The following is a 10956-nucleotide window of genomic DNA, read 5'->3' as shown; positions in this document are numbered from 1 at the left end:
CCTAAAACCTGCGGCGCACGCGCAGCGTGCGCCGCAGGTTTTAGGATTTTAATTTGGTAAATCAAGAACTGATCGCCGAAAAATTAGTGAAGAATCCTTAAACAAGAATTTTAGATGAGCAATTGGATCGATCGCCTAATTATTAATCCATTCGCTCGTTCGTTCGCTCGTTTGTCCGATCGCCTAATTTGGTTATCTGGACATCCAGTATTTGGAGTAATGGCGATCGTCTTCATCGCATTTTCGACACGCCTATGGAATTTGGATGGCACAGCGGATATCGTGTTCGATGAGGTTTACTACCCCAAATTTGCCCAAAACTATTTGCATGGGGAGCCTCTGTTTGACGCACATCCGCCCTTAGCTAAGTACATCATTGCCCTTGGCATTCAATTTTTGGGCTATGCCCCCCTTGGCTATCGCTGTATGACTGCCTTAGCAGGAGCGTTATTGCCTTTAGTTATCTATGAGTTTATTTGGCAATTGAGCGATCGCCGAGACTGGGCTTGGCTGACGGGTTGTTTCGTCGCCTTGGATGGTTTGCTATTGGTAGAGTCAAGATATGGGTTGATTAATACCTATATCTTGCTATTTGGGATGCTGAGCCAATTATGTATGGTGTTAGCCCTGAAGCGATCGCGCCAACGTTGGTTTTGGACGCTTGTTACGGGTTTAATGCTGGGAGCCTCGTGTAGCGTTAAATGGACGGGCTTAGCCTATATTATCGGGTTAATAGCGATCGCGGTCTACATCTGGGCTAGTCACCGCCAAAAACTAAACTTGTCGCAAGTCATCATTGGGTTAATCATTCTGCCCATCGCCTTTTATTTTGTGCAATGGATTCCCCATTTAATGATCAATCCCGAACGCGATATTTGGGAACTACACCGCCAGATCTTCGGATTCCATCAAAACTTAGGTGCGGGTAAAACCGAGCCAATTCATCCCTATTGCTCACCTTGGTGGAGCTGGGTGTTATTAATTCGCCCGATCGCTTATTTTTTTGAATTTCGACCTAATAGCATGGTGGAATTCGTCCATGCGATGGGCAATCCAATTTTATATTGGCTCAGTGCGATCGCCTTGCTAGTCTGTCTTACCTTTTTAATCGCCTCAAGGCTAAGGTTTCCGCCTCAGTTCATAACCCAGATGCACCCGAAAAAGCGATCGCAGCTATTTTGGTTCATGTTCTACGTGACGAGCAGTTTTGCCGCCCATTGGTTGCCTTGGAGCTTGAGCAAAAGGTGCATATTCCTCTACCACTATATGCCTGCGTCAGTTTTTGCCTTTGCCGCACTTTCTTTCTTAGTTTCCCTCGCTTGGCGATCGCCCTTAGCCAATATCCGTGCGATCGGTTCGGGCGTTTTTGTAAGTATTGCGATCGCCTTTTTATTTTGGTTGCCGATTTATATCGGTTTACCGATCTCATCGAGTTATTTGCCCGTGCTAATGTGGTTGCGTAGCTGGATCTAAAACCCAGATATTTATCAGTAATACCAATTTCCAAAATGGCGTTGCCATTTTGGAAATCTCAAAACCTTACTGGGTTTGGTGTTTAATTCACAAAAGTGTTGTCACACTTTCGTGAATTGGTACAACGCTTTATACAGCCTCTAAATATCTGGGTTTGGAGATTGCTATAAGGTAAGCTAAGTTATCTCCTTGTTTGCAGTTCGGGAAATATGCAAAACTTTCGCAATTACTATGAAATCCTCGGTGTAACGAAGACAGCTACGGCTGACGAAATTAAGCGCTCCTATCGTAGGCTAGCGCGGAAATATCATCCCGACCTCAATCCCAATGACAAGGCAGCCGAAGAACGCTTTAAAGATATTGGTGAAGCCTACGAAGTCCTGTCTGACACTACTAAGCGCCAGCAGTACGATCGCTTTGGGCAATATTGGAAACAAGGTGGATTCCAAGGTCAAGGTGGACGCACGCCATCTTCTCGCGAGCAATACACGCCTGACTTTGAGCGCGGCTATACGGGCGATGTAGACTTTAGCCAATATAACGACTTCCAAGAATTTGTCGATCAATTATTAGGTAAATTCCGCACCAACGAACGCGCTCAAGATACTGGCGGCGCATCTTCCTATCGCACGACTACCCAAGCGCCACCACGCCCTACCCCTCGCCGCGACTCTGAAGCAGTATTAGAGTTGCCCCTCGAACGCGCCTATGTCGGCGGTCGTGAGCGGATTCGCCTCGAAGATGGGCGATCGCTAGAAGTAAATATGCCCGCAGGTGTGCTTTCGGGACAAAGAATTCGCCTCAAGGGACAAGGGGCTTCGGGGGGCGATCTTTACCTCAAAATTACGCTGAAGCCCCATACATTCTTTACCCTTGAAGGTTCCGATATTAGATGTCAGTTACCCATTTCTCCTAGCGAGTCGGTCTTGGGCGTACAGGTGGAAGTCCCCACTCTGAGCGGTTTGGTGAAATTAACCATTCCCCCTGCGGTGAAGTCAGGTCAACAGTTGCGACTCTCTGGTAAGGGTTTCCCCAAGGATGCCAGAACCTTTGGCGATCAATATGTGGAAGTCCAGATCGTGGTTCCCAAAACTCCCAGCAAGCGCGAACGCGAACTATACGAGCAGTTGTTAGAGATTCAATCCTTCGATCCTCGCGAGAATCTCCCGAAAAAGTAAACCTTAGGTTGTCAACCTAACTTAATTATATCTAAATCCATAATGCCTACTATCTATATCAATCAAGCCTGTATCGAGTCTTTAGATATTACTCCTGCTCAAATTGCGATCGAGAAGTTGCTAGCAAATTGGGATGATACGGCCGAAAGCGATCGCGCCTTTCAAATCGAACTTGTCTGGGATAAAGAAGATGGCGATCCTCGCGAGTTATCGGAAATTTCAGAAGTGCGTCTCTGGTTTGTGCGGCTCGATGCGACCTATCCTTGGTTTAGCTATCTCCTCGATTGGCGTGCAGAACTCAGCCGCTATGCGGCGATGCTAGTTCCCCACGAGTTTAAGCGCGAAGGTGATGGCTATGTGTTGCAATACAATCCTGAAGCATTGGAGCTTTTTGTCATGCAGAAGGTATTCACGATTTCTCTCTGGCTAAAATCTCGCGGCATCGAAAGCACTGCTAAGTTACAACAAATGACTCAAAGCCTCGGCTACGAGATAGATTCAGCATTTTTTAATCTGCTCTAAACCTTACGTTTAAGAATCTGTTCAACATATCCATATTCGTGTTCCCCAATACCTTCAAGCCCTGTCAACTCATGCTCAATGTCTTCCCAGCCACCTAATTTGCTAGTCCATTTTCCATTCGATAGTTGTCGTGCAGCATGACAAGGCTTTCCATATTTCATATAAATAGCAATCTTTTGAAAATTCTCCTCAATTTCCGAAGTTTCACATGGCTCATAACCAAGCAAACTGTAGGTTTTAGTTATGCTATCTAACGTCAATTCCCTTGGAGCGCCATCTAGCCAGTAGTACTCCTCTAAATCTTCCGATGGCGACCACCAACGATCATTTTCTTCGGCTGCCCATGCGAAACAATTATATTCATTTGTACGTGGACTAGTGATTTTATGGTTGGTGTTTGTCAAACTAGAGAAAAGTTCTTCAAGTCCACTATTTGTCATTATGTTACAAATTACCATTCATAACCGTGTTTATTGCCCCAATCAAGCCAATCTTTTGCCATTAACTTTATTCTGCCTCGATGTTCAGGCTTAACAGGATTTATCCCTGTAATTGATCGTAGGGCAACAAACCAATGATCAGGATTCACAGCTAACTCACGTAACAATAACGGAATAGCTTTCTCTCCTATGCTAATGATTTGCTGGTAGGCAGGATGAACAACTTTTTCAGAGACAATCGATTTACTACCTGTTTCTTCCTTCCATGTTGCAACTAAACCGCGAAATTTGCGTACAAGCACAATATCCGCATAGTATTGAGGAGTCCTTTCATGATCTTTTTTAAGCTGTGTGATTGAAAATTCTCGATGATTGTAACGTACAAATTTTATCCCTAATTCTTTATTGTCAAATTCTTTGCGAACTTCCCCAAAAGTTATAGAAAATCCATGAGAAATTCTAGGTTTTCTTGAATGGTATAGGCTCCATCGCGGTGTGTAATCTATCCGTGATGCACCACCTAAAGAGGTTTCTGGCTGATTTATTGTAGCAATCAAGTAATTCCCAGACATAATCACCTTTCCCTATTTTTCCTTCTTTATAAAAATCTGCATCTAATAAATATGCTAACTCTTCAATGTTCAGTTCCTCATCTCTAGCATTTACTAAGCCATGTCTTAGTGTAATATCTCCATCTTCAGTTTCCATGACTAAAATTTTACTAGATTCTCTAACGCTGGAGGCAATTTCCAAGGAGTGTAGTTCTGGCGCAATATACTGTGGGATGAGATAAGACCAATCTACTTCTGCGAGTTCTAGATCTGACCTAACAATTAAGTCTTTATATCGTAGTCCTATCCTTGAATAAAACGAAGGTTTATAAATTTTTTCAAAAATCTCAAGGATATGAATGAAATTTTGTTTAAATTCCTCATATCGGCGATAGTTTCTTGTAACAATCGCAATAGAGTTTTGGCTTAGAGATACTTGCCAGCTAAAGTCATCAGATACAAAGTGATAAAAGACATCATTACTCTGTCCTTGTAGATCTTCTTGTTGAAGTCTGTTATCCTTACCAAAATAAACAGGCACTTGTGGAGATACTTCTTCAAAAATTGGGTAAGTCGCACGAATTTCGTCTTGAAACTCTACAGGAGCATGATTAGATATCCTGAGAATAGTAGGAAAACGCAACTGGCAAACCACCTCTATTAAGGGATTATTTTGATAAATAGATCGTTCATTATCAGGAAAGATCATTGCAAGGCACTTAAGTAAATCTAATTTTAGTATTCTACATTTTGGTACAGTATATCTAAACCTCTCCTATAATTTTTTGACAATCATTATTTCAAAGCCTGTATTCACACAAGTGATGTGCTAACAGAGCAAATGTATATATTTCTTAACAATTTATCTATAAACTAGGTGATCGCCTTCAAACCCTACTCGATAAGAAAAAAGCTGATACTCTTACGGCTACAGAAAATCTTGAGCTAGAAGCGATCGGGGAGCTAGACGAGATTTTTAGTTATATTAATGCGGCGATCTCTACTCGAACCTTAAGAATGGACTAATTGAGGATAAATTTGTAATTGTTCCATTAGTTCAGTCAGTGAAATATTCCGTAACTGCGATAACTGGATAAGATGTTTGAGGCGATCGCCATCAGCTTGCTCAACAATATCAATAAGCTGGAGTAAGTCTTGATGTTCTTCGGGAGTGATAGTTTGCGATCGCATCTTTGCGCTTAAATCATTGTATTGTTGCTGCAATTCTGCTGGTAAAGCTCGATTGATTTGTTGTAGTAGTTCTAGTTCTGCACTGATCTCTGTCTTAAACTGAACTGTAGCCATGCATAGTGACCATTGTAAAGTTGTGAGTACATTTTCTTGTTGAGCATTATAGCAAGAGTGATATTTTCTTAATGCGATGAGCTAGAAGCGATCGCCGAAGGCGAGATTTTCAACTAGATGTCCACCTTTACCTCAGCCCGAAATTATGAGCTTTGCTGCAAAACTCAGAACTGCGATCGCTAACAATCAGAGCATTTTATGTTTGGGGCTAGATCCTAACCCTGAGGTAATGCCCACCCAATATAGAGCAAAATACGACTCGGAGATGAGTGCGGGCGACGATCGCACGATCGCCTACCTCTGGGAATGGATGAATTTCATCATTCAATCGACTTCAAATCTCGTTTGTGCCTACAAGCCGACGTTAGGGTTTTATACAGCTTTAGGCGCGGGGGGATTAGAGCTATTAGTCAAGACCTTAGCGGCAATTCCATCAGAAATTCCGATTATTCTCGATGCTAAGCACGCCGATCTCAACAGCAGCTCAGTGATGGCAAAAACTGCCTTTGAACAGTGGGGGGTGGATGCCATTACCGTAAGCCCTTATATCGGGCAAGATCTAGCCGCGCGTTTTTTGATGTATCCAGATAAGGCAATTTTGGTAAGTTGCTACTCCTCCAATGCTACAGCACAGGACTTTCAGGAATATCCCCACCCTGAGATGAAATCTCCATCCACTTCACTGCCAAAGTCTCTACCCATGTACTTAAATGTGGTTCAAAATTGCCAAGCTTGGGCTGGCATGGAAAATCTTGCCCTAGAGGTAGGGGCAGCCGTTCCCGATGCCCTAGCTAAGGTGCGATCGCTGGCTCCTGAGCGCTTCATCCTAGCCAGAAGTATCTGGGCAGGTCGAGATAATGGGCAAAGGAGCGCTAGTTTGGCGGCAATTCTCAAGGCAGGGCTAGATAGCAATGGTGGCGGCTTAATCTTACCCGTTAATCAGGATGCTCTAGCCATGGGAGAACCCGATGTATTAGTGCGATCGCTAAGGGATGAGATTAATCAGGCGATCGCTGCAACCGATCGCCAGCAACCTATTTGCGATCTCTGGATGCCCAATGTCTGCCTGATCGATCGCCAAAGACATCCCCATGCCAATCTAATTTTGCAACTATTTGATATTGGCTGCATTACCTTTGAGGAAACGGTGCAAGCTTCTGGACAGATATTTCCCTACTACATCGATCTGCGGCGAATTATCTCCAACCCCCAAGTCTTTGAGGCAGTGATCGCAACCTATGCCGAGATCTTGCAGAATCTGCAATTCGATCGGATTGCAGGCATTCCCTACGGTTCTTTGCCCACCGCCTCAGGACTAGCCCTGAGATTAAACTTCCCGCTCATTTTTCCGCGCAAAGAAGTAAAGGCTTATGGAGCCAGACGCTTAATCGAGGGCAATTATGAGGCAGGAGAAACGATTGTGGTTGTAGATGATATTTTGATTTCAGGCAAGAGCGCGATTGAAGGGGCGCAAAAAATCGAAAGCTGCGGCTTAAGGGTGCGCGATATCGTCGTATTTATCGATCACGAGTCAGGAGTATGCGATCGCATTCAAAAGAGTGGATATTCCCCCCATGCGGTGTTAAAAATTTCAGAAATAAATGAGACACTTTACCAATCTGGGCGTATAAGTGAGAAACAATTTCTGACTTTGTCGCATTCTTAAAGTGTTTTGCGTTGATAATAGGCGTATATTTTTGAGAAAGCCAAGCTTTGCGTAGATTTTTCAAAAATATATGGGCTTAACCATATGGGCTTAACCAATTGAGCAAAGTAGGGAAATCCCCATTTTCTTCGATCGCTTTTGTATCGCTTTTGTATCGCTTTTGTCTTGTTTTTTAGTATCGTTACAGGTTATTGATTAGAGTTACGCATGTTCAAACGAATTACTCTGTTACTTGTTTCTGCGGTAGTTGCCTCGATTGCGCCGATCGCCAATCCTGTCCTTGCGGCTCAATCATCGAAGCCCGCTCCTCCCGAACTATCGAATATCGTCTTTGCCTTGGATAAAGCTGCCAGCAGTCAGGATCTTGAGGGGGTGATGAAGTACTACGCTCCCAACTTTAATCACTCCGATGGACTAAATCGCGATCGCTACAAGCAGGTATTGGGCGAACTCTGGCAACGGTATAAAAATATTCGCTATCACACCGAAATCTCGAAGTGGGACAAACAAGGCGACCTAATTACGGCGGAAACCGTAACGATGGTGCAGGGTGGTAAGGGAGCCGAGAACGATAACTTTAAGTTAGACGCTAGATTGATCTCAACTCAGACCTATAAAAATATCAACGGTCAGTTACAGGTGGTATCCCAGCAAATTCTCTCTGAGCAGTCTTCATTAAGTACGGGGGATGCGCCACCACCCGTCAAGCTCAAAGTTCCCGAACTCATCGGTGTCGGTCGCCAATATGTGCTCGATGCGATCGTTACGGAACCATTGGGTACGAGTTTGTTGCTTGGCGCAGCGATCGAGGAGCCTGTTGAAGCCAAGAATTACCTCAATGACAATACAATCAATCTACGCCCTCTCAGCGCAGGCGGTTTATTTAAGATCGGTCAAGCGCCCTTTTCCTCTGGCGATCGCTGGATATCTGTGGTACTAGTGCGCGAATCAGGAATTACGATCGCTAGTCAGCGTTTGCGTGTTTCCAAGGAATTTACGGGCAATCAATACACGCCTTTGCCCGAACCAGATACGACTCCTAGCCGCGTCCGCCCACGCCCCAATAACGAGCAAACCTTATAATCAGCAATTAACGCAAAAATAAAGGCGGCGCTTTGCGCCGCCTTTATTTTTGCGTTAATTGCTATAGTCAGTAAACCCAATAGAGAGTTGCGGCGCGAAGCGCCGCAACTCTCTATTGGGTTTGATTGCCTGACTTAAGTGAATATAGCTATACCAAGTTAAGAAATGGCTACGCCATTTCCTAACTTGGTATTAATTGCCAAAGCGTGGTGGCGGTGAATCGGTTTTAAAGATAGTTTTCCATGCCTCTACCGTACCCGAACCAATGGGAAAATCCGAAGTCTGATCGTTATTCCAAATAGCACGTATAGTTGTATTCCCCGCAGGAAAATTCGCTAAGATAGCCGAAAGTTCGGGATCAACAGCACCAGAATTGTAGGTGTAAATTTTACCTTGATAGCTAAATTGCAAGGATTTCGGCGATCGCGATCGCGATCTTTTTTCCGTGATGGCTTCGCGATCGCTATAGCGCTCGTCAATATAATGATCATCACGCCGAACGCTCCGAGTCTTCCAAACCCGACGATAACCGACCACCTCTGACCAATATTCGGTATAGGTAGCGTTAATCCCTTGTTTTGACCAGCTCGTCACAAAAGCAAAATCATCGCTGAAGTGCTTGTCATAAACTATTTTGCCATCAAAGGGATTTTCAACAATACTTGACCAAGCCACACCAGCATCTTGATTCACTGATGCGGGCGTTACCGCATAGGCACTAGGTGTCAGTGTGAATAGTAGACTACTAATTCCCAAGACTAAATATCCTAGGTTGTATTTTGGGCGCATAGCAAATCAATCCTCCATTGTCAGTAATTCAGAGTAGCGAACGCGCAGCGTTCGCTACAGGTTTTTAGGTTTTATATTTAATTGCGCAAAATTACTCAACCATCAGCAAGCTATCGCAATCGTTTAACGATGAGTTGGTAAGAGCCTTTACCATTGCGATCATAGGCATTAACAATCGTTCTATAAGTACCCGTTACGGGCAATTGGAGCGTCATTGATGCATTTTTACGACTGGGTAAACCGTCGTTTTCTTGCAAAACCTTACTATCTGGCGAAAATAACACCAAATAGGGATGGAAATCCGAGCTAACCAGTTCGATACTCACGACTTGCCCCGCCTGTCCGTTAAAACTGAAGGCATCAAATAGACTGCCATCACGGGCAAAGACTCGACTCTGCGATCCTAAGACTCCATTTTTCTGCAAAAGGATTCCTAAATTATCAGATTGTGACGGAGCTGTGAAATTATTGCCCAATTGATTATTTGGGCTATTACCTAGCAAACCTGCGATCGTAAAGCGACCTCCCTGTCCCACCTCATAGGAATTGGCATAAAGTGTATATTTACCAGTACTGGGCAGGGTAATAGCTAGCCTTGCATTTTTGCCACCGCCGCCATCGTCATCCTCAGCAACCTTACGACCATTGGCATCAAATAACACCAGATAGGGGTCGATCTCATTGCTCCGCATCTCAATCACTAACGATTGCCCTGCTTGCCCCTGAAACTCATAGGCTTTGTAATAGCTGCCATCGGGCAGAGTATTGTCGGCAGCACCTAGGGTAGATGCAAGCGGAGTACCATTAAGCGTGATAACTTTGGGGCTGTTAATCGGTGCAATATTGTTACCAATCTTGCCTTGGCGCACTTCCGCAATAAACTGTTTAACCGTATCAGCCTCGATCGCTAATCCAATGCCGCTATTAGTGGAATTAGTCGTAAAAATTTCTGTATTCACCCCCACCAATTCCGCCCGACTATTGAGCAAGGGTCCCCCTGAGTTGCCAGGATTCAATGCTGCATCGGTTTGTAATTTTTGGCGATCGCGATCGATGCGGCTGATAATCCCCGTGGTCAGGGTTCCTGCAAACCGACCGAAGGGATTGCCGATCGCAAAAGCTCGCTGACCGACTTGGATCGCGCCCGATGAGCCGATCTGAATTGTGGGTAAGCTTTCGGTGACCCCCTCTAGCCTAATCATGGCGAGGTCGGGATTGCGGCTATTAGCAATTACCACCCCACGAAATTGGCGTTTATCGCTGAGGATGACCGTGACGATGCTAGAGCCGCGCACTACATGGGCATTGGTCAAAACTAAGCCTTGAGGATCGATGATTGAGCCACTGCCATTGCCGAGTTGGGATTGGATCGAGACCACTGCGGGACTAGCTAATTTATAAACGCGGATATTTATCTCTTCGTCCGATTGGGCATTGACAGAGGCAATTGTAGTCAAAGGGATAATTGCGATCGCGCTGATGCTACCACTGAGAACGAGACTAGATACCACAAAGTTAACCAAACCCTTGGTGATGAGTTTTTTGATTCCTTCTTTCACAGATCCATCCTGAAGCGCAGTCTCTTGAGTGATTATTCGTATAGACAAGAAGCCCTAGGCTCTTGTTTCCGAATATAGCAATCCTAAATGAGTTATACCAAATCACAAAATGGCGTAGCCATTTTGTGATTTTAAAACCCTTACTGGGTTTGGTTTTCAATTTCCAAAAGTGTAGCTACACTTTTGGAAATTGGTATTATGAGAGGCTGCGACTGCGCTCAGTCGCAGCTCTATTTTTCTCACCTAAGCACAATTAAAATCCAGATCTAAAACCTGCGGCGCACGCGCAGCGTGCGCCGCAGGTTTTAGGGTTTTATATTTAATTAAGCTCACTTACTTAAATGATTTAGGACTGCCATATTAGAGAGCTTTTTTTAATCTCTTTTACTA

The 10956-nt window shown here is 44.4% G+C and carries 11 protein-coding genes; 5 read left to right on the top strand and 6 right to left on the bottom strand.

The genetic code is table 11. The features are described from left to right. Positions 1–114 precede the first annotated feature (114 nt). The 3 genes from PseudUWO310_RS22010 to PseudUWO310_RS22000 all read left to right on the top strand — a co-directional run bounded on the left by PseudUWO310_RS22010 (position 115) and on the right by PseudUWO310_RS22000 (position 3173). Positions 115–1473 carry a phospholipid carrier-dependent glycosyltransferase gene (locus PseudUWO310_RS22010; RefSeq protein ID WP_143190491.1) on the top strand — a complete coding sequence of 453 codons (1359 nt, stop codon included), beginning with the start codon at positions 115–117 and terminating at the stop codon, positions 1471–1473. A gap of 209 nt (positions 1474–1682) precedes the next feature. Then, a complete protein-coding gene (locus PseudUWO310_RS22005) occupies positions 1683–2651 on the top strand; it encodes a DnaJ C-terminal domain-containing protein (RefSeq protein ID WP_009626620.1) in 969 nt (322 codons plus the stop codon). Positions 2652–2693: 42 nt separating this feature from the next. Beyond that, positions 2694–3173, top strand: a complete 480-nt coding sequence (locus PseudUWO310_RS22000) for a CRR6 family NdhI maturation factor (RefSeq protein WP_143190490.1) — start codon at positions 2694–2696, stop codon at positions 3171–3173. Here PseudUWO310_RS22000 and PseudUWO310_RS21995 read toward each other — a convergent pair. The 4 genes from PseudUWO310_RS21995 to PseudUWO310_RS21980 form a co-directional block, all read right to left on the bottom strand. Beyond that, entirely contained in the window at positions 3170–3613 is a 444-nt protein-coding gene (locus PseudUWO310_RS21995) for a hypothetical protein (RefSeq protein WP_143190488.1), read from the bottom strand. The genes PseudUWO310_RS22000 and PseudUWO310_RS21995 overlap by 4 nt on opposite strands. A gap of 11 nt (positions 3614–3624) precedes the next feature. Further along, positions 3625–4185 carry a hypothetical protein gene (locus tag PseudUWO310_RS23445; RefSeq protein ID WP_223805808.1) on the bottom strand — a complete coding sequence of 187 codons (561 nt, stop codon included), beginning with the start codon at positions 4183–4185 and terminating at the stop codon, positions 3625–3627. Then, on the bottom strand, positions 4073–4873 hold the full coding sequence (locus tag PseudUWO310_RS21985; RefSeq protein ID WP_143190487.1) for a TIGR04255 family protein: 801 nt from the start codon (positions 4871–4873) through the stop codon (positions 4073–4075). The genes PseudUWO310_RS23445 and PseudUWO310_RS21985 overlap by 113 nt, the downstream gene beginning before the upstream one ends. A gap of 302 nt (positions 4874–5175) precedes the next feature. Further along, positions 5176–5469 carry a hypothetical protein gene (locus tag PseudUWO310_RS21980; RefSeq protein ID WP_143190486.1) on the bottom strand — a complete coding sequence of 98 codons (294 nt, stop codon included), beginning with the start codon at positions 5467–5469 and terminating at the stop codon, positions 5176–5178. A gap of 145 nt (positions 5470–5614) precedes the next feature. On the opposite strand from PseudUWO310_RS21980, the gene PseudUWO310_RS21975 reads away from it, so the two are divergent. Together PseudUWO310_RS21975 and PseudUWO310_RS21970 are read left to right on the top strand one after the other, a co-directional pair. Next, positions 5615–7135: a bifunctional orotidine-5'-phosphate decarboxylase/orotate phosphoribosyltransferase gene (locus PseudUWO310_RS21975; protein WP_143190485.1), complete on the top strand. Its 1521-nt coding sequence runs from the start codon at positions 5615–5617 to the stop codon at positions 7133–7135. A 207-nt stretch (positions 7136–7342) separates the two neighbouring features. Further along, a complete protein-coding gene (locus PseudUWO310_RS21970; protein ID WP_055075597.1) occupies positions 7343–8218 on the top strand; it encodes a hypothetical protein in 876 nt (291 codons plus the stop codon). Between the two features lie 192 nt (positions 8219–8410). On the opposite strand, the gene PseudUWO310_RS21965 is transcribed toward PseudUWO310_RS21970, so the two are convergent. Together PseudUWO310_RS21965 and PseudUWO310_RS21960 are read right to left on the bottom strand one after the other, a co-directional pair. After that, positions 8411–9007 (bottom strand): hypothetical protein, encoded by a 597-nt coding sequence (locus PseudUWO310_RS21965; RefSeq protein ID WP_143190483.1) that lies wholly within the window; start codon positions 9005–9007, stop codon positions 8411–8413. Between the two features lie 110 nt (positions 9008–9117). Beyond that, entirely contained in the window at positions 9118–10614 is a 1497-nt protein-coding gene (locus PseudUWO310_RS21960; RefSeq protein WP_223805807.1) for a trypsin-like peptidase domain-containing protein, read from the bottom strand. Positions 10615–10956 lie beyond the last annotated feature (342 nt).

This window comes from Pseudanabaena sp. UWO310, from assembly GCF_006861605.1.
GTDB lineage: Bacteria > Cyanobacteriota > Cyanobacteriia > Pseudanabaenales > Pseudanabaenaceae > Pseudanabaena.
This window is presented reverse-complemented; position numbering and strand designations above follow the sequence as displayed.

What these genes read in the sequence shown, in the direction of transcription:
- PseudUWO310_RS21980 (WP_143190486.1), bottom strand. Translation starts at nt 5,469, where the DNA reads ATGGCTACAGTTCAGTTTAAGACAGAGATCAGTGCAGAACTAGAACTA.
- PseudUWO310_RS21970 (WP_055075597.1), top strand. Translation starts at nt 7,343, where the DNA reads ATGTTCAAACGAATTACTCTGTTACTTGTTTCTGCGGTAGTTGCCTCG.
- PseudUWO310_RS21985 (WP_143190487.1), bottom strand. Translation starts at nt 4,873, where the DNA reads ATGATCTTTCCTGATAATGAACGATCTATTTATCAAAATAATCCCTTA.
- PseudUWO310_RS22005 (WP_009626620.1), top strand. Translation starts at nt 1,683, where the DNA reads ATGCAAAACTTTCGCAATTACTATGAAATCCTCGGTGTAACGAAGACA.
- PseudUWO310_RS22010 (WP_143190491.1), top strand. Translation starts at nt 115, where the DNA reads ATGAGCAATTGGATCGATCGCCTAATTATTAATCCATTCGCTCGTTCG.
- PseudUWO310_RS21965 (WP_143190483.1), bottom strand. Translation starts at nt 9,007, where the DNA reads ATGCGCCCAAAATACAACCTAGGATATTTAGTCTTGGGAATTAGTAGT.
- PseudUWO310_RS21975 (WP_143190485.1), top strand. Translation starts at nt 5,615, where the DNA reads ATGAGCTTTGCTGCAAAACTCAGAACTGCGATCGCTAACAATCAGAGC.
- PseudUWO310_RS23445 (WP_223805808.1), bottom strand. Translation starts at nt 4,185, where the DNA reads ATGTCTGGGAATTACTTGATTGCTACAATAAATCAGCCAGAAACCTCT.
- PseudUWO310_RS21995 (WP_143190488.1), bottom strand. Translation starts at nt 3,613, where the DNA reads ATGACAAATAGTGGACTTGAAGAACTTTTCTCTAGTTTGACAAACACC.
- PseudUWO310_RS22000 (WP_143190490.1), top strand. Translation starts at nt 2,694, where the DNA reads ATGCCTACTATCTATATCAATCAAGCCTGTATCGAGTCTTTAGATATT.